The 21,329-nt window shown below is 75.6% G+C and carries 22 protein-coding genes; 10 read left to right on the top strand and 12 right to left on the bottom strand.

Annotated elements, in window-relative coordinates:
* Positions 1 to 6: 6 nt before the first annotated feature.
* Positions 7 to 999: a GlxA family transcriptional regulator gene (locus ACQRUO_RS09220; RefSeq protein ID WP_428315297.1), complete on the bottom strand. Its 993-nt coding sequence runs from the start codon at positions 997 to 999 to the stop codon at positions 7 to 9.
* Positions 1,000 to 1,228: 229 nt separating this feature from the next.
* On the opposite strand from ACQRUO_RS09220, the gene ACQRUO_RS09215 reads away from it, so the two are divergent.
* From ACQRUO_RS09215 to ACQRUO_RS09185, 7 genes are all read left to right on the top strand, one after another.
* On the top strand, positions 1,229 to 1,861 hold the full coding sequence (locus tag ACQRUO_RS09215) for an isochorismatase family protein (RefSeq protein WP_428315266.1): 633 nt from the start codon (positions 1,229 to 1,231) through the stop codon (positions 1,859 to 1,861).
* A 233-nt stretch (positions 1,862 to 2,094) separates the two neighbouring features.
* Positions 2,095 to 2,964 (top strand): hypothetical protein, encoded by an 870-nt coding sequence (locus ACQRUO_RS09210; protein ID WP_428315265.1) that lies wholly within the window; start codon positions 2,095 to 2,097, stop codon positions 2,962 to 2,964.
* A 268-nt stretch (positions 2,965 to 3,232) separates the two neighbouring features.
* Positions 3,233 to 3,643: a DoxX-like family protein gene (locus ACQRUO_RS09205; RefSeq protein WP_428315264.1), complete on the top strand. Its 411-nt coding sequence runs from the start codon at positions 3,233 to 3,235 to the stop codon at positions 3,641 to 3,643.
* Between the two features lie 140 nt (positions 3,644 to 3,783).
* The gene (locus tag ACQRUO_RS09200) at positions 3,784 to 4,641 is read left to right on the top strand and encodes a DUF3419 family protein (RefSeq protein ID WP_428315263.1); all 858 of its coding nucleotides are present in this window, start codon (positions 3,784 to 3,786) and stop codon (positions 4,639 to 4,641) included.
* Positions 4,642 to 4,676: 35 nt separating this feature from the next.
* Positions 4,677 to 5,456, top strand: coding sequence for a DUF2071 domain-containing protein (locus tag ACQRUO_RS09195; protein ID WP_428315262.1), 780 nt, complete (start codon positions 4,677 to 4,679; stop codon positions 5,454 to 5,456).
* A 71-nt stretch (positions 5,457 to 5,527) separates the two neighbouring features.
* The gene (locus ACQRUO_RS09190) at positions 5,528 to 6,256 is read left to right on the top strand and encodes a class I SAM-dependent methyltransferase (protein ID WP_428315261.1); all 729 of its coding nucleotides are present in this window, start codon (positions 5,528 to 5,530) and stop codon (positions 6,254 to 6,256) included.
* Positions 6,253 to 6,690 carry a hypothetical protein gene (locus ACQRUO_RS09185; protein ID WP_428315260.1) on the top strand — a complete coding sequence of 146 codons (438 nt, stop codon included), beginning with the start codon at positions 6,253 to 6,255 and terminating at the stop codon, positions 6,688 to 6,690. The genes ACQRUO_RS09190 and ACQRUO_RS09185 overlap by 4 nt, the downstream gene beginning before the upstream one ends.
* Before the next feature lie 132 nt (positions 6,691 to 6,822).
* Here ACQRUO_RS09185 and kynU read toward each other — a convergent pair whose 3' ends face one another.
* The 9 genes from kynU to paaA are packed head-to-tail and all read right to left on the bottom strand — an operon-like array spanning position 6,823 to position 14,462.
* The gene (gene kynU / locus ACQRUO_RS09180; RefSeq protein ID WP_428315259.1) at positions 6,823 to 8,073 is read right to left on the bottom strand and encodes a kynureninase; all 1,251 of its coding nucleotides are present in this window, start codon (positions 8,071 to 8,073) and stop codon (positions 6,823 to 6,825) included.
* A complete protein-coding gene (locus tag ACQRUO_RS09175) occupies positions 8,070 to 8,960 on the bottom strand; it encodes an alpha/beta hydrolase family protein (RefSeq protein WP_428315258.1) in 891 nt (296 codons plus the stop codon). The genes kynU and ACQRUO_RS09175 overlap by 4 nt, the downstream gene beginning before the upstream one ends.
* The gene (locus ACQRUO_RS09170) at positions 8,953 to 9,789 is read right to left on the bottom strand and encodes a tryptophan 2,3-dioxygenase (protein ID WP_428315257.1); all 837 of its coding nucleotides are present in this window, start codon (positions 9,787 to 9,789) and stop codon (positions 8,953 to 8,955) included. The genes ACQRUO_RS09175 and ACQRUO_RS09170 overlap by 8 nt, the downstream gene beginning before the upstream one ends.
* A gap of 18 nt (positions 9,790 to 9,807) precedes the next feature.
* Positions 9,808 to 10,587: an SDR family oxidoreductase gene (locus tag ACQRUO_RS09165; RefSeq protein WP_428315256.1), complete on the bottom strand. Its 780-nt coding sequence runs from the start codon at positions 10,585 to 10,587 to the stop codon at positions 9,808 to 9,810.
* Between the two features lie 54 nt (positions 10,588 to 10,641).
* Complete coding sequence (locus tag ACQRUO_RS09160; RefSeq protein WP_428315255.1) at positions 10,642 to 11,751, bottom strand: 2Fe-2S iron-sulfur cluster-binding protein; 1,110 nt, start codon at positions 11,749 to 11,751, stop codon at positions 10,642 to 10,644.
* A 6-nt stretch (positions 11,752 to 11,757) separates the two neighbouring features.
* The gene (gene paaD / locus ACQRUO_RS09155) at positions 11,758 to 12,276 is read right to left on the bottom strand and encodes a 1,2-phenylacetyl-CoA epoxidase subunit PaaD (protein ID WP_428315254.1); all 519 of its coding nucleotides are present in this window, start codon (positions 12,274 to 12,276) and stop codon (positions 11,758 to 11,760) included.
* On the bottom strand, positions 12,273 to 13,094 hold the full coding sequence (gene paaC / locus ACQRUO_RS09150) for a 1,2-phenylacetyl-CoA epoxidase subunit PaaC (protein WP_428315253.1): 822 nt from the start codon (positions 13,092 to 13,094) through the stop codon (positions 12,273 to 12,275). Before paaC ends, paaD begins: the two co-directional genes overlap by 4 nt.
* Complete coding sequence (gene paaB, locus ACQRUO_RS09145; protein ID WP_428315252.1) at positions 13,087 to 13,413, bottom strand: 1,2-phenylacetyl-CoA epoxidase subunit PaaB; 327 nt, start codon at positions 13,411 to 13,413, stop codon at positions 13,087 to 13,089. Before paaB ends, paaC begins: the two co-directional genes overlap by 8 nt.
* Positions 13,410 to 14,462: a 1,2-phenylacetyl-CoA epoxidase subunit PaaA gene (gene paaA / locus ACQRUO_RS09140; RefSeq protein ID WP_428315251.1), complete on the bottom strand. Its 1,053-nt coding sequence runs from the start codon at positions 14,460 to 14,462 to the stop codon at positions 13,410 to 13,412. Before paaA ends, paaB begins: the two co-directional genes overlap by 4 nt.
* 287 nt (positions 14,463 to 14,749) lie before the next feature.
* Here paaA and ACQRUO_RS09135 point away from each other — a divergent pair, with 287 nt between their 5' ends.
* From ACQRUO_RS09135 to ACQRUO_RS09125, 3 genes are read left to right on the top strand one after another with little or no spacing between them, the layout of a single operon-like run.
* Positions 14,750 to 14,998: an acyl carrier protein gene (locus tag ACQRUO_RS09135; protein WP_428315250.1), complete on the top strand. Its 249-nt coding sequence runs from the start codon at positions 14,750 to 14,752 to the stop codon at positions 14,996 to 14,998.
* Positions 14,998 to 16,482, top strand: coding sequence for a class I adenylate-forming enzyme family protein (locus ACQRUO_RS09130; protein ID WP_428315249.1), 1,485 nt, complete (start codon positions 14,998 to 15,000; stop codon positions 16,480 to 16,482). Before ACQRUO_RS09135 ends, ACQRUO_RS09130 begins: the two co-directional genes overlap by 1 nt.
* An 11-nt stretch (positions 16,483 to 16,493) precedes the next feature.
* Positions 16,494 to 17,276, top strand: a complete 783-nt coding sequence (locus ACQRUO_RS09125; RefSeq protein WP_428315248.1) for a 4'-phosphopantetheinyl transferase family protein — start codon at positions 16,494 to 16,496, stop codon at positions 17,274 to 17,276.
* Between the two features lie 266 nt (positions 17,277 to 17,542).
* On the opposite strand, the gene ccrA is transcribed toward ACQRUO_RS09125, so the two are convergent.
* Positions 17,543 to 18,706, bottom strand: coding sequence for a crotonyl-CoA carboxylase/reductase (ccrA, locus tag ACQRUO_RS09120; protein ID WP_428315296.1), 1,164 nt, complete (start codon positions 18,704 to 18,706; stop codon positions 17,543 to 17,545).
* An 83-nt stretch (positions 18,707 to 18,789) separates the two neighbouring features.
* Positions 18,790 to 21,329, bottom strand: a 2,540-nt coding sequence (locus tag ACQRUO_RS09115) for an acyltransferase domain-containing protein (RefSeq protein ID WP_428315247.1), incomplete at its 5' end; no start/stop codon positions are given.

Below are 21,329 nucleotides of genomic sequence, written 5' to 3'. Positions count from 1 at the left end.
CAAACCTTAGCGGCCGCCTCCGACAACCGGACCACGCTCGAGCCGGAAGCGGCGCCGGTACTCCGTGGGCGTGCTGTCCAGCTGCCGGCGGAAGGCCCGGACCAGGGTGTCGACGGTGCCGAAGCCGCAGCCGGTGGCGATGCGTTCGAGGGTGTCGTCCCCGGCTTCGAGCAACTGGCGGGCCCGTTCGACCCGGGCCGACTCGACGTAACCGGACGGGGTGGTGCCGAGTTCGGCCTTGAAGATCCTGGTGAGCTGGCGCTCGCTGACGTGGGCGACTGCGGCGAGGTCGGCGACGCTGAGCGGCCGGGCGAGGTTGGCGGTGACGTGCTGCCGCAGCTCCTCGACCCGGCGGGTGGTGGAGACGGGTTCCAGCGGGACACTGAACTGGCTCTGGCCGCCGGGGCGCTTGAGGTACATCACCAGCTGCCGGGCGACGCGCAGCGCGAGGGCCTCGCCGAAGTCGTCGGCGACCAGGGCCAGCGACAGATCGAGGCAGGCGCTGATGCCCGCGCCGGTCCAGACCTCGCCCTCGCGGATGAAGATCGGCTCGGGGTCGACCCGGACCGCCGGGTGGTCGGCGGCCAGTTGCGGCGCGGTCGACCAGTGCGTGGTGGCGCGCTTGCCGTCGAGCAGGCCGGCGGCGGCGAGCAGGTGCGCGCCGACGCAGACGGAGGCGACCCGGCGGGACCGGCCGGCCAGCGTCCGCACCTGCTCGACCACGGCGGGGTCGGTGCGGGGGTGGATCCGGCGCCGGCTGTCGACCTCGACCGAGCCCGGCACCAGCAGGGTGTCGATGCGCTGCGCGGCGGCCTGCGCGAAGGTCAGGTCGGGCAGCAGCCGGACGCCGGCGGAGGTGGTGACCGGGGCCAGGGTCTCGGCGGCGAGCCGGACCCGGTAGCCGGTCGGCTGGTCGCTCTCGCGCTGCACCAGCGAGAAGACCTCCGGGGGACCGGTGACGTCGAGCAGGTCGACGCCCTCGAACAGGATGATGACCACGAGTCGCTCGACAGGTCGCTCGACAGGTCGCTCGACCGGTCCCTCGACGGGTCGTTCGGCAGCTCGTTCGTCGGTGCTCACGCGGCCTCCGCTCGGTCGACGGACCCGATGTCCGGATCTGCAGGTTAGACGACATTGCCGACATCGGCCGGCCGCCCGTAGTTTTTCGGTGCGGGCCCGCCGGGGGTGGGTCCGCACAATTCCCACCCCGACCCGAGGCGGTACTGCAATGGCGACGACAACCCTGCGCGAACTCAACGGATTTGACGGGACCCCGGCCGTGCTCGCCGATTCGACGCTGATTCTCGTCGACTACCAGAACACCTATGTCGGCGGTGTGATGGAGCTGGCCGGCTGGCGGGCGGCGCTCGATTCCGCGGCCGCGCTGCTGGCCCGGGCACGGGCGGTGGGGGCGAAGGTGATCCACGTGGTCAACGACGGCGGTCCGGGCACCCCGTACGACATCCGGGCGGAGATCGGGCGGATCCACCCGAGCGTGGCACCCGTGGACGGCGAGCCCGTGGTGGTCAAGCAGGTCCCGGACGCGTTCCGCGACACCGACCTGGGCGCGCACGTCGACGCCGCCGGGCACCGGGACGTCGTCGTCGCCGGCTTCATGACGCACATGTGCGTGGCCTTCACCGCGGCCGGTGCGTTCCTGCGCGGCAACCGGGTCACCGTGGTCGCCGACGCCTGCGCCACCCGGGCGCTGCCCGCGCCGGCGCCGGCGCCGGCGGGGGCGGGGGTCGGTGCGGGCGCGGGTGCGGGCGAGCTGAGCGCCGAGCTGCTGCACCACGGCGCGCTGGCCACCATTGCCGACCTGTACGGCGTGGTGGTGGCCTCGGGGGAGTCGCTGGGCTGAGGACTTCCCAGCCACCGCCCAGGATCGCCCGCTTTTCCCCGGTTTCCGGTCGCGGTACGAGACCGTAACGTCACCGGACCCGGTGGGAAATAACAATTCCCTTCCGGGGCCGGTCCGACCCTGTCCGGAATTCGGGCCCGACCCCTAGGCTGCGGCGCGTGTCGATCCTTCGAAGACTTCGTCCTTCCGGTCCCCGCCTGCTGCCGGAACTCGACGACGTCAAACTCGGTCGCGTGCGGCGACAGCTGAATTCCCCGGGACTCCCAGGTCAGGACGAGATCCAGGTCGACCAGGTCGACCGGCTGCTCCAGGAGGCCGGGACGGACTGGGACCGCCGGGCCCACCGGTTCGGCGTGCTCGCCGACGCCGCCGCACGCTCCGGGCTGGCCCGCTCCTGGCGGATGCGCCGCCCGCGCAGCGGCGACGCGCTGGTCTTCGAGGCCTGGGTCGAGCTGGTCCGCGGCCGGCACGACGGCAGGATGGCGGACATCCAGGCCGCCGCGGACAGCTGCTACCGGGCCGCGGACGCGCTGCCCGAGGACCCCACGCCCTGGGTGGTGCTGCTCGCGATCCTGCGCCTGGCGCGCGCCGACACCCGCGAGGTCTTCCCGGTCTGGCACGAGGTGACCGCGCGCGACCCCTGGCACCGCGAGGCGCACCTGCAGATGCTGCGCTACCTCTCGCCGGAGGAGTGCGGCTCGCGCAGCGGCCAGTCGGAGTTCGTGCACGCGGTCCGGGCCGCGGTGCCGGTGACCGCCCCGGCCGCGGGCGTGGAGCTGACCTCGCTGGTGGAGGAGCACGCCCGCACCACCGCCAAGGGCGGCGTGGAAGCACTGCTGATCCGCAACCTCTGGACCAACAACCGCGGCACCACCGCCCTGGACACCGTGCTGGCCGACTGGCCCCGCCCCGGCCGCCTGCAGCACGCCACCGCGCTGGCCGACCTCAACCTGCTCGCCTTCGCCCTGGTCCAGGCCGGCCGGGTGCGCGAGGGCGCCGACACCTTCCGGCTGATCGGCGACACGGTCACCGCCTGGCCCTGGTCGCTGGACGGCGACCCGCTCGGGCAGTTCGGCTACTGGCGCGGGAAGGCGCTGGGCTGAGCACCGGCGGCCGCGCCGTGAGTCGCGGCCGTGCCGGCACCGGCGGCCGCACTGTCACCGACTGGGCCGCCCAAGCGTTCTGACCGACCGTGGGCGGAGCTCGCCCACAGAGTTGAACATGTTCAAAGTCGTGCGCCATGATGGTCCCGAGTAGGAGCCCCCGGCCACCCCGGGGGCTCGGACCGGCTTTGCCGTGCCCTGCCCTGCCCCGGTGCGCCCCGCGCCCCGGCGCGGTGTGCCCGGGTGGCGGCAGAAGGGACCGTGCGCTGTGCTGACTCCCCGACAGGCCCGGCTGGCCGCCGTGGCGGTCGCCCTGATGTGGGGCTACGAAGGCCTCTGGTGCAAGATCTTCCCCGGCCGCGCCGACCAGCGGGCCATCGTGGCCGGCCTGCCGGGGCTCCCGGCCGGCGCCGTCACGCCGTTGCTGATCGCCCTCGGGCTGGCCGAACTCGCCATCGGCGCCTGGGCACTGAGCGGCTGGCAGGCGCGGACCGCGGCGCTGGTGCAGACCCTGCTGGTGGTGGGCTTCAACGCCGGCGGGCTGCTCTTCGGGGCCGCGCAGATTCCCGAGCCGGGCCGGCTGGTGGTCCAGGACCTCGCCTTCCTGGCCCTGATCTGGACCGTCGCCGCCGCGCACCGCCACCACCGTGGCGCCCGCCCGACCCCGCGCGCCGCGTGATGCCGCCGATCCGGGCGGCCCGGACGCCACGGGCCGATGACTCCGTCGCCCGGACTCCCTGGGCCGACACCCGGACCCCTTGGGTCGACGCCCGCCTGCTGCGCCTGCAGCCCCGGCGCCCCCGGGTGCTCTTCGGTCGGATGTACGAGGACCCCGCGGTCGAACTCGCCGCCTTCCCGCCGCCCGGCGCCCGGGTGCTCTGCATCGCCTCCGCCGGGGACACCGCCGCCGCCCTGGCGAACGCCGGCTACCAGGTCACCGCGATCGACCTCAACCCCGCCCAACTCGCCTACGCCCGCCGCCGACTGACCTCGGCGGCACCCCCGGTCACCGGCTCGGCGGAACGGCTGCTCGCCGCCGGCCGGACCGCTGCCGCCACCGCCCTGCCCGCCTGGCGGCCGGCCGCCCTGGAGCGGTTCCTGCGCCTGGACGACCCCGCCGCCCAGGCCCACCACTGGCACCGCCACCTCGACGGCACCGGCCTGCGGCTGCTGCTCGGCGGCACGCTCCGCCCGGCCGGCACGCTGGCCGCGCTGCGTCCCGCCTTCCGCGGCGTGCTGCCCGCCCGCTTCGACGCGGTGCTGCGCGAACGGCTGGCACGCGGCTTCGCCCGCCACCCCAACGCCGCCAACCCCTGGGCCTGGCGCCTGCTGCTGGGCCGCGAACTGCCGGGCGCGGCACCGCTGTCGAGCACAGCGCCGGGGTCGCGTGCGGCACTGCTGTCGAGCGTCGCCCCGGTGCGGCTGCTGGCCGGGGACGCGGTCGAGCACCTGGAGCGGTCGCCGGCCGGCAGCTACCACGCCGTCACCCTGTCCAACATCCTGGACGGCCCCGGCCCGGCCTTCGCCCACCGGCTGCGGTCCGCGGTCCGGCACGCCGTCCGCCCCGGCGGGGTCGCCGTGCTGCGCAGCATCCGCGAGCCGGGGCCGGCCGGGCCCGGCGCCGCCGCGGCGGACCGCTCGCTGCTCTGGGGCGTCGTCACCGTGGTCCGGCTCTGACCGCCGAACCACCCGCTTGTTCACCGAGGTTGATCATGCGTCATCTGCTGCAACGCCACCCGCTTCCGATCCGCACCCACTTCTCGCACTCCCTGGTCCTCACCTACGCCCTGCCACCCGACCTGCTCGCCCCGCTGGTGCCGCCCGGGCTGCGCCTGGACACCTACACCGACCCCGGCGGCACCGAGCACGGCTTCGTGGCGGTCGCCGTGGTCGGCGCCCGGGCACTGCGCCCGGCCGGCCTGCCGGCCCGCCTCGGCCGGGACTTCGTGCTCACCGGCTACCGGATCTTCACCCGCTTCCCGACCCCGGGCGGGCGGACCATGCGGGGCCTGCGGATCCTGCGCTCCGACACCGACAGCCGACTGATGGCCGTCGGCGGCAACCTCTTCACCCGCTACGACTACCACCACGCCCGGATCGGCACCCGGGTGCTGGGCGAGCAGCTGGAGTTCAAGGTGCTGAGCGGCGACGGTCGGGCCGACCTGCACGGTCGGGCCGACCTCGGCAGTGCGCCGGCAGTGCTGCCGGCCGGCAGCCCGTTCGCCGACGCCCGGGCGGCGCGCCGGTTCGCCGGTCCGCTGCCCTACACCTTCGAGTACGAGCCGCAGACGCACTCGATGATCGTGGTCAAGGCCGTCCGCGCCCGGTGGGAGCCGCTGCCGGTGGCCGTCGACGTCCGCCGGCTGACCTTCTTCGACCACGGCCCGTTCGCCGGCAGCCGGCCGGTGCTCGCCAACGCCTTCCACGTCGCCGACCTCGCCTACGGCTGGCAGGCCGGCAGCCGCCGCAGCATCGAGGGGGCGAGCCGGTGACCGCGCGGCCGGCCGTGCCGCCACCCGTCGCGTCGTCGGCGTCGCCCGTGTCGCCACCTCGGCCGTCGGGTGTGCGCGAGGTGATCCGCTACAACTGGCCGCTGTACGCCGCCGGCCTGCTCGCGGTCGGCACCGGGTGGGCGGTGGGCCGTCGTTGCACCGGTGCTGCCCGCGGCCTCGGCCGGGCCGGTGCCGCCGGTGCCGCGGCCCACCTCGCCACCAGCACGCTCGCCACCTGGCTGGTCTACGACCGTTCCGACCTGCACGACTACACCTGGCTGCCCGCACTGCTGCCGGACGGCCCCGGCGACCACCTGGTGGTCGCCACCGGGCTCGACGAGGCCAGCCGCCCGATCGCGGCCCGCCACCCGGACGTCCCGCAGCGGATCGCCGACCTCTACGACCCCGCGCTGACCACCGAGGGCTCGATCCGCCGCGCCCGCCGCCGGGTCCCGCCGGCGCCCGGCGGCATCCCGGCCCGCCCCGGCGCGCTGCCCGCCGCGACCGGCTCGCTGGACACTGTGTTCGCCGTCTTCGCCGCCCACGAACTGCGCCGGCCCGCCGACCGCACCGCGCTCTTCACCGAGATCGCCCGCGTGCTGCGCCCGGGCGGCACCCTGGTGCTGGTCGAGCACCTGCGGGACGCCGCCAACACCGCCGTCTACGGCCCCGGCGCCTGGCACTTCCTCCCGCGCACCAGCTGGCTGGGCCACGCTGCCGCGGCCGGCCTGCACCCGGCGGCCGAACGCCGGATCGCCGGCCTGGTCACCGCCTTCGCCTTCCGGAGCGTCGCCGGATGACCGGGCTGCACCTGGCCGAACTCCTCACCCTGCCCGTCCAGTTGCGGCTGGCCGGTGCGGCCCTGGTCGGGATGGGGCTGTTCCACGCGGTGCTGCCGCGGTTCGTGGACTGGCCGGGTGACCTGGCCGGCACCAGCCTGTTGACCCGTCAGGTCTCCTACGTGCACCTCTTCTTCATCGGGCTGCTCTGCGTGCTGTTCGGTCTGCTGCCGCTCCTGCTGGCACCCGACCTGCTGGCCGGCACCCGCCTCGGCACCGCCCTGCTTGCTGGAGAGACCCTCCTCTGGGGCCTGCGCTGGCTCTTCGAGTTCGCGGTGTTCTCCCCGAAGCTGTGGCGCGGCGACGCCTTCCGCACGGTCTGTCACGTGGCCCTCTCGCTGCTGTGGGGCTGGGAGACGGCGGTCTTCGGGTACGCCCTCTGGCGGGTCGGGTAGGGCGGGTCGGTCGGCTTCCGTTGGGTGTGCGGGGGCCTTCGGCCAGGAGGCGTCCCAACCGCACGCCCCGCCCGCCTCCGCGCCCTGCCCCCATCCTCCGAACACCCACCCCCACCCGGGCGGGGGAGCCCCTCAAGTCACCACGCTCCGCTGCCCGGTGAGGTAGGGCCGGTGGGCGCCGGCGCAGACGATCTCGCGCAGCGTGGTCATCGCGCGCAGCACCTCCGCGTGCGAGACGTGCAGCGCGTTCACGCCGAACCGCAGCAGGTCGGGCGCGCGCATGTCGCCGATCACTCCGCGGGCGGTCAGTGCCTGGACCAGGGCGTAGGCCTCCGGGTGGCGCAGCGCGACCTGGCTGCCGCGACGCTCCGGCTCGCGCGGGGTCACGGTGGTGAACCCGTGGGCGGCCAGCAGGACGTCCGCGCAGTCGAGCAGGAAGCCGGTCAGCGAGAGGCTCTTGGCCCGCAGTCGGGTCAGGTCGACGCCGTCGAAGACGGTCAGCGCGGCCTCCAGCGCCAGCAGTGAGAGCATCGGAGGGGTGCCGATCCGGGCCCGGGCGATGCCCTGGGCCGGGTGGTACTCCGCCGTCGGCTCGAACGGGTCGGCGTGGCCGTTCCAGCCGGTCAGCGGGTGGTCGAAGCCGGCCTGGTGGCGGTGGGCCACGTAGAGGAAGGCCGGCGCGCCGGGGCCGCCGCAGAGGAACTTGTACCCGCAGCCCACCGCCAGGTCGGCGCCGAGTGCGTCCAGGTCGACGGGCAGCGCGCCGGCGGCGTGGCACAGGTCCCAGACCACCAGCGCGCCCGCCCGGTGCGCGGCGGCGGTCAGCGCCGCCGGGTCGGTCAGTCGGCCGGTGCGGTAGTCGACCGGCGCGGCGAGCACCGCGGCGACCCGCTCGCCCTGTGCGGCGAGCTCCGCCGCCAGCTCCGCGGCCGGCAGTGCTCGCAGTTCCAGCGCGTGCAGCCGGGCGACCGAGGCGGCCAGGTAGCGGTCGGTGGGGAAGTGGTCCCGGTCGACGACCAGCAGCGGCCGGCCGGGGCGCAGCCGGACCGCCGCGCTCAGCGCGTTGAACAGCTGCACACTGGTCGAGTCCCCGACCACCACCTGGCCCGGGGCCGCGCCGATCAGCCGGCCGACCGCGTCGCCGACCCGCAGCGGGGCCTGCCACCAGGCGTGCTCGTTCCAGGAGCGGATCAGGTCGGTGCCCCACTGGCGGTGCAGCACCTCGGCCAGCACCGGCGGCACGGCGGCCGGCAGCGCGCCGAGCGAGTTGCCGTCCAGGTAGACCACGTCCGGCGGGAGCAGGAAGCGCTCGCGCAGCTGGGCCAGGTCGTCGGCGGCGTCCAACGCGGCGGCCCGCGCGGCGAGTTCGGTGTCCAGGCTCATCCGCCTCCCCCACTCCGCCCGCCGACCGGCTGCCCGCCCACCGCCGGCCCGCCCACCGCCAACCCACCCACCGCCCGCCCCGCGACCTCCGCGGCCAGCGCGTGCAGCCGGTCGGCGACCGCCCGCGCGGCCGGGGCGCCGGGCTCGATCAGGGTGTAGTGACCGGTCCCCGGCAGTACCACCACCTCCAGGTCCCGGTGCACGGCCGCGTAGTCGGCGAACTGGGCCAGCGGCACCTCCTCGTCCACCTCGCCGTGCAGCAGCACCGTGCGGACGCCCGTGCTGCCGGGGCCGCGCAGCAGGCTGACCGGGTCCACCAGCGGCAGCCGCTCGGCCACCGCGTCGGGGCCGCCGAGCAGTTGCAGCGCCGCGTCGTCGCTGAGCCGCTCCCGGATGGTGGCGTCGAGGTCGGTGAGCGGGGCCAGCGCCAGGATCGCGCTCGGCAACGCGGTGCCGTACCACGGGGAATCGGTCGGCAGCAGGCCCCGGGCCCCGGCCCAGAGCGCCAGGTGCCCGCCCGAGCAGTGCCCGGCCAGCAGGTACGGGCGCCCGGCCGGGATGGTGTCCAGCAGGCGTGCGATGTCGTCGAAGGTCTCCGGGTAGCCGCCCGCACCGCCCGAGCGGCGGAAGCCCGGCAGCACGGTGGTCAGCCCCTGCTGCGCCAGGTAGGCGGCGAACGGGGTCAGGTGCATCCGGTCGTAGCGCCAGTAGCCGCCGTGCAGCAGGATCACCAGCGGCGCCGCGGGGTCGCCGCCCGCGGCCGGCCACTGGTCGTACACCTGGTGCGGGTGGTCGCCGTAGCGCCCGTGCACCGGGGCGAGCACCGGGCGCAGCGCGAGCACCCGGCGCTCCTCCTCGGCGGCGAACTCCGAGATCACCCTAGACATCGCTGCGCACCGCCCAGAGCTCGGGGAAGAGCTGCCGCCGGGCCCGCCGCTCCAGCCAGTCCAGCCCGGAGGTGCCGGCGCTGCCCTGCTTGGCGCCCATCGCGCGGCGCACCACGAGCAGGTGGTCGAACCGCCAGCGCTGCACCAACTCGGCGATGTCGGTGAGCAGTTCGCCCAGTCGCAGCAGCGGGTCGTGCTGCGGCCCGGCGTAGATCCGCCGCCATGCCGCGACCACGCCCGGGTCCGACTGGTAGGGCCGGCGCAGGTCGCGCTGCAGCACCTCGGCCGGCATCCGGTGGCCCCGGCGGTGCAGGAAGTGCAGTACCTCGTCCCAGAGCGAGGGGGCGTGCAGCAGCTCGCTCAGCTCGGTGTACTCCACCGGGTCGCCCCGGTGGCCCTCCAGGATGCCGGCGGACTTCTCGCCGAGCAGGAACTCCATCATCCGGTACCGGGCGGACTGGGCGCCCGAGGCCTTGCCGAAGGCCGCCCGGAAGCCGTTGAACCGCACCGGGGTGAGCGCTGCCAGCGGCGTCCAGCCGGCGTTCAGCGCCAGGTGCGCCCGGCGGCTGCGCTCCAGCGCGTCCAGCGCCGCGGTCAGGTCCTCCTGGGCGAACGCGTCGCAGGCGGCCCGCCACTCGTGGATGATCAGGGCGAACCAGAGCTCCATCACCTGGGTGCTGATCAGGAAGCTCATCTCGTCGGGTGCGTCGGTGAACGGCTGTTGCAGCGAGCCGAGCACCGAGGCGTGCACGTAGTCCTCGTACGGGGAGGTGCCCTGGAAGACCGCCAGGTCGGTGGTGTCCTCGGGGACGGACGTTCCGTTGATCATCTGTTGGGCTCCAGGGTGTCAGAGGCCGAGGTGCACGCCGCCGGTCGCGTCCAGCCACTGGCCGGTGACCCAGCGGGCGTCGTCGCCGGCCAGGAAGGCCACCACGTCGGCGATGTCGGCGGGGGCGCCGAGCCGGTCGAAGACCGAGGCCCCGGCGAGGGCCGCGCGGATCTTCGGATCGGCGAGGGTCGGGTTGATCTCCGTCTCGGTGAACCCGGGTGCGACGGTGTTGACGGTGATCCCGCGCGGGCCCAGCTGCAGCGCCAGCGCCGGGGTGAGCACGTCCAGCGCGCCCTTGGTCATCGCGTAGGCGGCGAGCGCGGGGTAGGCGATCCGGCTCGCGGCGGAGGAGATGCTGACGATCCGCCCGCCGTCCCGCAGCCGCGGCAGCGCGTGCTGCAGGATGAAGAACGGCGCCCGGGTGTTGATCGCGAAGACCTGGTCGTAGTCCTGCTCGGTGACGTCGGCGATGAACCTGGGCAGGGTGATCCCGGCGTTGTTCACCACGATGTCGACGCCCGCGGCCTCGCCCAGCGCCGCCAGCCCGTCGTCGAAGCCCGCCCAGACCGCCGCTGCGTCGCCGGGCACGCCGAGCTCGGCCCGGACCGCGAAGGCCCGGCCGCCGGCCTCCTCGATCTGCTTCACGGTGGCGGCGGCCGCCTGCTCGTCGTGCCCGTAGTGCACCGCCACCAGTGCGCCGTCGGCGGCCAGCCGCAGCGCGATGGCCCGGCCGATGCCGCGGCTGCCGCCGGTGACCAGCGCCGTGCGGCCGGCGAGTCGGAGTCGGGTCGGGGACATGAGGATCCTTTCGGTGCCGGCCACGGTGGGTCCGGCGTTCGGGACGCCCGTGGGTCAGGCGTCGAAGTCCAGTTCGACCGCGTCCGTCTGCGGACGGGCACGGCAGGTCAGCGTGTAGCCGGCCGCCAACTCGGCCGGGCCGAGCGCGAACTGGCCGCCGAGTGCGACCGAGCCGGCGACCACCTTGGCGCGGCAGCTGCCGCACAGCCCGGCCTGGCAGGAGTACGGCGCATCCGGCCTGGCTCGCAGCACCGCGTCCAGCAGCACCCGGTCGCCGGGCTGCATCGGGGTGCTCGAGGTGTGACCGGCGAGCCGGGCGGTGACCCGGACGCTGCGCCCGGCCGGTGGCGGCGTGACCGCGGCCGGCGTCCCCTCGGGGGAGAAGAGCTCCAGCCGGACCTCGCCCGCCCCGGCCTTGGTGAGCGCGTCGCGCGCCGTCGCCACCAGTCCCCACGGACCGCACAGGTAGAACGCGGTGGTCGCGTCGAACTCGGTGCCGACCGCGGCGAGCAGCCGGTGCAGCCGGGCCGCGTCGATCCGGCCGGAGAGCAGCTCGGCGGCCCGGGGCTCCCGGGAGAAGACCGGGAGCACGGTGAACCGGCCCAGGTGGGCGTCCTTGAGGTCGGTCAGCTCGTCGGCCAGCAGCAGCGCGCCCATCCCCTGCACGGAGTACACCAGGGAGACCCGGCAGTGCGGGTCCTCGCGCAGCGCGGCCGCCGCCATCGCCAGCAGCGGGGCGATCCCGGTGCCGCCGGCGAGCAGCACGTGGTGCCCGCCGGGGATCGCCGCCAGCCGGAAGCCACCGGTGGGCGCGGAGACCTCCAGCCGGTCGCCCACCGCCAGTTCGGTGGCCGCGTACACCCCGAAGCCGTCCGGGGCGGCCCGCTTGACGATCAGCCGCAGCACCTCGGGCGCGAACGGCGGCGGGCAGAGCGAGTAGCTGCGGCGCAGCTCGCGGCCGTCCCGGCGGTGGCGGACCACCAGGTGCCGGCCGGCGGGCGCGCGGAACGCCTCGGCCAGCTGCGCCGGCACCGCCAGGGTGATCGCGGTGGTGTCCGCGGTGAGCCGGTCCAGCGCGGCGACCGTCAGCTGGTGCCAACGGGCGGGCGGGGGAGCGGTGTCGGTGTCCGGAGCGGACCGCCGGTCCGGCGTGGTGGTCGGCATCCCGCCTCACCCGGCCCGGAACTGCGCGAAGGTCTCCCGGCACGCCGTGCAGAACAGCAGCGCCTGGCACCGGGTGGCCCCGAACGGGCTCTGCGGGCGGGTGGCCGGCGAACCGCAGTGCGGGCAGGGCGCGGTGAGCGTCATCGGCACCGGCCCGGCGGTCCCCGGAACCGGGGCGGTCCGCGGCGGCGGGGCGATCCCGTGCTCGGCCAGCTGCTGCCGGGCGCGCTCGCTGAGCCACTCGCTGCGCCAGGCCGGGCTCAGCACCCGGTGGACCCGGCCCTGCGGGTGGCCGGCGGTGGCGAGCACCTCGGCCACCGAGCGCTCGATCACCGCCATCGCCGGACAGCCCAGGAAGGTCGGGGTGAGCTCCACCTCGGGCCGGCCGTCCGCACCGGCGCGCACTGCGCGCACGATGCCCAGGTCGCCCAGGGTGAGCATGGGCAGTTCCGGGTCGGGCAACGCCTCGACGGCGGCGCGCAGTTCGGCGAGGGCTGCCGGGTCGACCGGCGTGCTGGTCGTCACCAGGAACCTCCCGGGAACTGGCGGTGCACCGACTGCAGTTCGGCCAGCAGCACCCCGAACTCCTCGCTGTGGCGCCCGTCCCGGCCGCCGGTGGCCGCCCAGGACGGCTGCGGCGGGTGCAGCCCCGCGCGGGTCAGCACCTCGGTCACCTGCTGCTGCCAGCGCTCGCGCACCGCGCCCGGCGCCGGCAGCCGGCCCGCCGTGGTCGGGACCGTGGTCGAGTTCGCGGTCGGCCCGTCGGCCGCGCAGAGGTCCCCCTCGAACAGCTCGGCCGCGTACGGCCACATCAGGTCCAGCCCCTCCTGCATCCGGCGGCGGCTCTCGGCCGTGCCCAGGCCGAGCCGGAGCGTCCAGCCGTCGGCGTGCGCCCGGTGGTAGTCCACCTCGGTCGCGGCACGCGCGGCGAACGCGGCCAGCTCCGGGACCGCGCACCCGGCCAACTCGGCGTAGTGCAGCCGGGCGTAGTGCGAGTAGAGCAACTGCCGGGCGATGGTCGTCGCGAAGTCGCCGCCGGGCAGCTCGGTGAGCAGCGTGTTGCGGAACTCCCGGCCGTCGCGCAGGTAGGCCAGCTGGTCCTCGGTGCGGCCGCTGCCGTCCAGCCGGCCGCTGAGGGTGAGCAGGACGCGGGCGTGTCCGAGCAGGTCCAACGCGATGTTGGACAGCGCCAGGTCCTCCTCGATGGTCGGGGCCCGGGTGATCCAGGCGCAGAGCCGCTGGGCGAGGATCAGCGCGTCGTCCCCGAGAGCCAGCACGCGGCGGGCCAGCCCGGGGTCGCTGCTTGTGCTCCCCGCGAGGGCAGTTGATGTCACGTCAGTCATCAAGGCCCGCTCCCTCCGGGTGGTGCTCGTCGGCACTGCCGCCGAGTGGCGCGTAGTGGCCGGGGTAGCGGTAGGGCTTGTCGGCGGCCGCGGCGAAGTACGGGTCCTTCTCCGCCGGCGAGACCGCGTGCACCTGGTCCGAGCGGACCACCCAGACGGACTGCGGCTCGTTGCGCCGGGCGAACAGGTCGCGCGCGGTGGCCAGGGCCAGGTCCCGGTCCGTCGCCCGGACCGAGCCGACGTGCTGGTGCGCCAGGCCGCGCCGCGGGCGCAGGAACACCTCCCAGGAGGCCGGGGTGCGGCCCGGGGCGGCGGTCACGGCGTCACCTCCGTGGTGTCCGACCCGACCGGCCCCGCCGATCCGTCCGCCCGGGCCGCGTAGGCCGCCGCGGCCTCGCGCACCCAGGCGCCGTCCCGGTGCGCCGCCTCCCGGTGGGCCAGGCGGCGGCGCGCCCAGTGGCTCCCCTCCGCCAGCGCCCCGCGGTAGCAGGCCCAGTCGACCGGGCCGAAGTCGTGGTGCCCGCGCTCCGGGTTCCACCGGATGCCCGGGTCCGGCAGGCTCAGCCCCAGGCTCCGGGCCTGCGGCACCACCAGGTCGACGAAGCGCTGCCGCAACTCGTCGTTGGTGTGCTGCTTGATCCCCCAGGCGATGGCCTGCCGGGAGACCGCACCGCCGACCGCCGGTCCGCCGCCGCCCGCCGTGGTGTCGGGCGGGCCGAACATCAGCGCCACCGCCGGCAGCCACCAGCGGTTCACCGCGTCCTGCGCCATCTCCCGCTGCTCGTCGGTGCCCTGGGAGAGCGTCAACAACTGGTCGTAGCCCTGCCGGACGTGGAACGCCTCCTCCTGGCAGACCCGGCGCATGGCCCGCGCGTACGGCCCGTAGGACGTCCGGCAGAGCGGTGCCTGGTTCACCACCGCGGCGCCGTCGGTGAGCCAGGCGATCGCGCCGGTGTCGGCCCAGGTGAGCGCCGGGTGCTCGAAGGTGGCCGCGTAGCGCTGGCGGCCCTGGTGCAGCGCCTCCAGCAGGTCGGCGCGGTCCACCCCGAGGGTCTCGGCGGCCGAGTACAGGTACATCCCGTGCCCGGCCTCGTCCTGCACCTTGGCCAGCAGGGCCGCCTTCCGGTGCAGCGAGGGTGCCCGGGTCAACCAGGCGCCCTCCGGCTGCATCCCGATGATCTCCGAGTGCGCGTGCTGGGCGATCTGCCGGATCAGCATCCGCCGGTACCCGTCGGGCAGCCAGTCCCGCGGCTCGATGGTTTCGCCGGCCGCCACCAGCTCCTCGAAGTGGGCGAGCAACTCCGCCGCCCGCTCCGCTGGTCGGGCGTCCTCGGGCGCCTGCTGCGCCGCCGGCCGGCCGCCGGTCATGATGGTCACTCCCTGCCCCCTGCCGCTCCGGGCGCCGCACCGTCGCGACCGACGCCTCCTGTTGGAGAAGAGGGGCCCGGCGGCGCGAGCTATCCCCGCGGCCCCGGGATCGGTCCCGTGACGAATGTCACCCTGCGGATCGCCGAACTGAGGGAGTGTCAGCTCCACCGGCGGCCTCCTTCCAGAGGCGAGGAGTGAATCGCGGTGCGACGGATCGCCCGCGGCGCGACTCGCCGTGGTCGGATGGCCGGCCGGCCCAGTCCGGACGGCCCAGTGAAAGGGAAACCATGAGCCTGATCAGGTCGATGCTGGTGGAACTGACCGGCACCCCCGAGTACACCGAGGGCATCGGCGACGACGTCGACCTCGCGGCCAGCGGCATCGACAGCGGCGACCTGGTGCGCCTGGTGCTGCTCATCGAGGAGCGCACCGGGGTCGAGGTCACCGCCGAGGACATGGAGCAGCTCACCACGATCGCCGACTACGAGCGCTTCGTGGCGGAGCGGAATGCCGGCCTGCCCTCCGGCGGTGCGTGATGTGGCTCGGCCAACTGGTGGACCGCAACCGCCGCTGCTACCCGGACCGGGTGGCCCTGGTGGACGAGCGCCGCTCGGTGACCTGGTCCGGGTTCCACGAACGCACCCGCCGGCTGGCCCGGGGCCTGGCCGGCCTCGGCATCGAACGCGGCGACCGGGTGGTGGTGCTCTCGCTCGACCGCATCGAGGTGCTGGAGACCTACGTCGCGCTCTCGCTGCTCGGCGCGCTCTTCGTACCGCTCAACCACAGCCTGGCCGGGCCCGAGGTCAGTGAGATCGTCGAGCGGGTCGGCGCCCGTGCCGTCATCGGCGAGAGCGGGCTGCTGGCCCGCTTCCCGGACCTGCCGGTGGCCCGGCGGATCCCGCTGGACGAGCCGGCCTTCGCCGAACTCGGCGAGGAGTCGGCGGAGTCGGAGGAGTTCGAGTTTCCTCGGGTGGCCGACACCGACCCGATCGCGATCCTGCACACCTCCGCCACCACCGGGCGGGCCAAGGGCGTGGTGGTGGACCAGCAGTCCTTCCGCGCCATCTCGCTCGGCTGGCTCGCCGTCAGCCGGCCCGCCGAGGACATGGTGCTGGTCAACTGCTGCCCGCTCTACCACGGCAGCATGACGGTCACCCTGACCTACCTCGCCGCCGGGGCCACCGCGGTGCTGATGCCCGGGTTCACCCCGCAGCGCGCCCTGGCCGCGATCGAGACCCACCGCGCCACGCACGTCTGGCTGGTCCCGCAGATGCTGCGCTTCCTGCTCCAGGCCAAGGCCGCCGACCGGGCGGACCTGGGCTCGCTGCGGGAGATCCTCTACGGCGCGGCCCCGATGCCGCCGGAGGTGTACGCGGCCGCGGCCGCGCGGCTGGGCTGCGGGTTCCGCCAGGTCTACGGGATGACCGAGGTCGGCGGCCCGTTCGTCACCCTCGGCCCCGAGGAACACCCGGCCGCCGACGCGGTGGGCGAGATCATCCCGGCCGGCCGGGTGATCCCCGGCATGTCCGCGCGCGCCCTCGACCCGACGGGCCGGGAGGCCGCCCCGGACGCGATCGGCGAGATCGTGGTCCGCGGCCCCGGCGTGATGCACGGCTACTGGCTCGACCCCGCCGCCACCGCCGAGATCACCACCGCCGACGGCTGGATCCGCACCGGTGACCTCGGCCGGATCGACGGGCAGGGCCGGATCCACCTGGTCGACCGCAGCAAGGACGTGATCCTGCGGGCCGGCCAGAACGTCTACCCCTCCGAGGTGGAACGCGCCCTGCTGCAACACCCGGCGGTGCGCGATGCCGCCGTGGTCGGGGTGCCCGACGCGGACTACGGCGAGGTGCCGGTGGCCTACGTGGTGACCGCGGACGACACCGGCCGGGCCGACCTGCAACGGCACCTGGCGGAGCGGCTGGCCCCGTACAAGCGGCCGACCCGGATCGAGTTCCTGGACCAGGTGCCGCGCAACCCCGCCGGAAAGATCGTCAAGAAGCTCCTGCGCGCATGAGCCCTGCGCGCATGAGCCCTGCGCAGCTGAGCCCGCGCGCGGTGCAGTGGGAGCAGGCGCTCGGCGACCTGCTCCCACTGCGCCACGCCCTGGCTGGCGAGGGGGTCGGGCTGGGGTGCGTGGCGATGGGCGCCGCGGGCGGCGGTGTGGGTGGTGGTGCGGGCGGCGCCGATCGGCCGGGAGCGGGGCCGGTTGGGCCGGCCGGGCCCGGCGAGGCGCGTGCGGCGGCGGGGATGTCCCCCACCCGGCGGCAGGAGTTCCTGGCCGGCCGCCAGGCCGCCCGCCACGCCCTGCGCGCGGCCGGCGGGCCGGACGGGGACATCGGCCGGGCCGGCCGCCGACCGCTGGCACCTCCGGGCTGGACCCTCTCCATCACCCACTCGGCCGGACTCGCCGTGGCACTGGCCGCACCGCTCGACCGCCACCCCGCGGTCGGCTGCGACCTGGAACTGCGCCCACTGCCCGTCGCCGCCGGCCGCCTGGTCCTCACCGACCCGGAGCGCGCCTGGGTCGCGGATGCCGCGCCGGCGGGGGCCGAGCGCCGGCTGCTCGCGCTGTTCTCCGCCAAGGAGGCCGCGTTCAAGCTGCTCTGCACCCTGCACCCCGAGACCTTCGGCCCCCTCACCCTGTCCCGCATCACCGCCACCCGGCTCCCGCCGACGGCCACCACCGCCCACCCCCTGACCCTCCACCTCCGCCCCCGCCTCCCGGGCGCCGACACCCCCACCGTGCGGGTACACGTGTGGGCAACGGGCGGCGGGGTCTTCAGCTGGGCAACCCCGGCCCGGGCGTGAGGCCACCGGCGCCGGGGTACTCGTGCCGCGCCCGTGCCCCGGCGCCGGCCCGCCCGCTGCCGTCGCTGGGGCAACGCCGGCCCGGGCGTGACGCCGTCGGCGCCCGGGTACTCGCGTCACCGCCAGCGGCGGCGACGGCCCGGCCGGCGAGCGCGGTCGCTACCGTCGCCGGGGCAACGCCGGCCCGGGCGTGAGGCCACCGCCCGTGGCGGCGGGGACGCCGGCCCGGCCGCCACCCCGCCCGCCCGGCGGTCCCGCCCCACCCCTCACTCCTGGGCGTTCACCAGGACCGCCATGTTGCCCGGGGGGTGCTGGTTGTCGTGGATCAGCTGGTGGGCCAGGCCGACCTCCTCGAAGGCGAAGGTGCGCGACAGGCAGGGCTCGATCGCACCCTGCGCCACCAGCGCGGTCACCTCGCGGGCCTCGCGGGCGCTGGCGACGTGGGAGCCCTGGAGGCGCTTCTGCCGCATCCACAGGAAGCGCAGGTCGACGTCGCCGTTGTAGCCGGTGGTGCCGCCGCAGATGACCACCATGCCCGCGTTGTCGCACAGGTAGAGCGAGGTCGGGATGGTGTCCTGGCCGGAGTGCTCCAGCACGATCCGCGGGGCCCGCCGTTCGCCCAGCACCTCCCAGAAGCGGCGGCCGAAGGCGCGGGCGCCCTGCTGCCAGCGGGCCATCGCCGCCTGGTCGGTGGCGTCGGGCAGCCGGCCCCAGTGGTCGAAGTCGCGGCGGTCGATCCAGCCGTGCGCGCCCAGGCCCATGCAGAACTCGCCGCGCTCCTCGCTGGAGACCACCGCGATCGGGATGCCGCCGACGTGCCGGACCAACTGGATCGCGATGCTGCCCAGGCCGCCGGCGCCGCCCCAGATCAGCACCGGGTCGCCGGGGCGGACGGTGTGCGGCTGCCAGCCGAGGAGTTGGCGGTAGGCGGTGGCGGCGGTGGCCAGGTAGCAGGCGGACTCGGCCCAGCTGAGCCGGGCCGGCTTGGGGTGCAGCTGGTACTCGTCGACGACGGCGAACTGGGCGAAGGAGCCGTAGTTCTCCTCGTAGCCCCAGACCCGCTGGCTGGTGGAGGTGCACGGGTCGGCGCCGAGCCGGATGTCCTCGGCGTGTTCGTCCCAGGTGCTGGCCAGCACCACCACCTCGTCACCGGGCCGGAACTGCCGCACCCCCTCGCCCGCCGCCCAGACCACGCCGGACAGGTCGGAGCCGCCGATGTGGAAGTCCTCGGTGGCGCCCTGCTTCTGGCGGGCCGCGATGACGTCCAGCGGGTAACCCTGGGCCGCCCAGACGTTGTTGTAGTTGACGCCGGCCGCCATCACCTTGACGAGCACCTGGTTGCGGCCGACCGGCGGCACGTCGACCACTTCGGTGCGGAAGGCGTCGGCAGGGCGGCCGTAGCGCTCCTGGCGGATCAGCGAGGCGTACATCCGGCGGGGCGCGTGGCCCAGCTCGGGCGCGTCGCCCAGTTCGTAGAGGTCCTTCTCGGCGGTGGGGACCTGGTCGGGCTTGGTCACCGGGCGTCTCCTCGGGTGGTGTTGCCAGGATCGGTACGAGTACGGGTCGAGCCAGGGCGTGTCTCGGGGGTCTCCGCGTCGCCGGCCTTCAGCGCGGCCGCCAGCACCGCGCCGATCTCGGCGATCGGCGCGGGTTCGGTCATCGCGTAGTGGCTGCAGGCGACCGGGTGCTCGTGCAGGGTGCCGGCGACGTACGGCCGCCAGGCGTCCGCCTTGCCGGGGGCCAGCGAGGGGTCGGCCCCGGCGCCCTCGGACTCCGCGCCCTCGGCGGCCGGGTCGGCGGCCGCGCTGAAGAACAGCACGTCCCCCTCGAACACCCCGGCGCCGAACCCGCCCGCGATCCGCAGGTTGTTGCGCATCACCTCGGCGACCCGCGCCGCCTCGGCCCGGGTGATCGGCGAGGGGCCGCCGTCGGGCTGCTCCAGCCGGTCCAGCACCTGCGCCACGGCGGGCACCGGCCCGGGGTCGGGCGTCAGGCCGGCCACCCGCAGCAGCAGCGCGGCCACCTGCTCCTCGATCTGCTCGGGCGTCCAGCGAAGGCCGGCGGCGCGCGGTGCGTCGAGCATCGCCAGCAACTCCACCTGCTCGCCCTGCCGGTGCAGCGCGCAGGCCATGGCGTGCGCCACCACCCCGCCGTAGGACCAGCCGAGCAGCCGGTAGGGGCCGTGCGGCTGCTGCTCGCGCAGCAGTGCCAGGTACGAGTCGGTCATCGCGGCGGCGTCGGCGGCCGGCGGGTGCTGCCCGTCCAGCCCGAACGCCTGGATGCCGTAGACCGGTTGGTCGGCACCGAGGTGGGGCAGCAGCGCGGTGTACCGCCAGGAGACCCCGGCGCCCGGGTGCACGCAGAACAGTGGGGTCCGCCCGCCCTCGGCGCGCAGCGGCAGCAGCGGGGCGAAGGCCTCCGGGCCGCCGCCGTGCCCGGCCGCGGCGATCACCTTGGCGACGGTCGGCGCGGAGAGCAGCGCGGCGGCCGGCACGTCGAGCACCCCGGCCTCGCGCAGCCGGCCGACCAGCAGCACGCCGCGCATCGAGTCGCCGCCGAGGTCGAAGAAGTTGTCGTCGACCCCGATGCCCTCGATGCCGAGCACCGCCTCCCACACCTCGGTGACGGCCTGTTCCAGCGGGGTGCGTGGCGGCACCTGTTCGGTGCTCAGGTAGGGGCGCGGGGCCCGCTCGGCCGGGGTGCCGGTGGGGTGGTCCGCGGTAGCGGCCGGGCGGGCGCCGGGCGCGTCGATCCAGTACCGGCGGCGGTCGAAGGCGTAGCCGGGCAGCGGCACCGCGCGGGCCTGCTCGGCGGGGTCGGGGCCGGGCAGCGCGGCCACCCCGGCGCTCCACAGCCGGCCGAGCGCGCCGGCCAGCACCTGCCCGTCGGGGCTCTCGGCCTTGGCGTGCCGCATCGTGGTCACCGCGACCGGTCCGGCCTGCTCGCCCGACCTGCTTTGCCCGCCCAGCCTGGTCTGCTCCCCGGGCCTGGACTGCTCGCCCAGCCCGGCGCGGGCCAGCTTGAGCAGCGTGTCGCCGGGGCCGATCTCGACCAGCACCGGGTTGCCGCGCCGCCACAGGGCGGCGATGCCGTCGGCGAACCGCACGGTTCCCCGGGTGTGCGCCACCCAGTGCTCGACCGAGCCGGCCTGGGCGTCGGTGGCCCAGTCGCCGGTGACGTTGGTGACGTACGGGATCCGCGGCGGGCGGCGGGTGACGGCGCGCAGCCGCTCGGCCAGCTCGCCGAGCGCCGGGTCCAGCACCATGGAGTGCGCCGCGGCCGGCATCCGCAGCCGACGGTAGGTCACCCCCGCCCGCGCCAGCCGCTGCTCCAGCTCGGCGACGGCGGCCACCGGACCCGCTGCGGTGCAGGCGCCGGGTCCGTTGACGGCGGCGAGCGAGACGCCCGCCCCCAGCAGCGGCCGCAACTCCCGCTCGCCGAGCGCCACCCCGACCGTGGCGCCACCGCAGGCGCTGATCAGCCGGATCCGCTCGGCGACCAGCGGCAGCAGCTCCTCCAGGGTGAAGACCCCGGCCAGGCAGGCGGCGGTGTACTCGCCGAGCGAGTGCCCGATCATCGCGTCCGGGCGCACCCCGCGGTCGGCCAGTTCGGCGACCAGCGCGAACTGGGTGACCACCAGGGCCAGGAACGCCTCCCGGGCGGCCGGGTCGACCCGCTCGAAGAGCGCGGTGCGCAGGTCGCCGCCGAGCACCGGGCGCAGGATCGCGGCGCACTCGTCGACGGCGTCCCGGTACGCCCCGCCCGCCTGGTAGAGCTCCCGGCCCATGCCGACGTACTGGGTGCCGCCGCCGGGGAAGAGGAAGGCGATCGGCCGCGGGGGGCCGTCGGGCACCTCGACCGGCTCGGGCAGTGGCGCCCGCAGCGCGGCCACCGCGTCGTGCGGGTCGCGCACGGCGACCGCCGAGCGCAGCCGCAGCGCCGGCCGCTGCGCGGTCAGGGTGTGCGCCATGTCGGCCAACCGCAGCCCGGGCTCCGCCGCCAGCCGGTCGGCCAGCGCGTCGGCCTGGCCGCGCAGCGCGCCCGGGGTGCGGG

The organism is Kitasatospora sp. LaBMicrA B282 (assembly GCF_050325825.1).
Classification (GTDB): Bacteria; Actinomycetota; Actinomycetes; order Streptomycetales; family Streptomycetaceae; genus Kitasatospora.
This window is presented reverse-complemented; position numbering and strand designations above follow the sequence as displayed.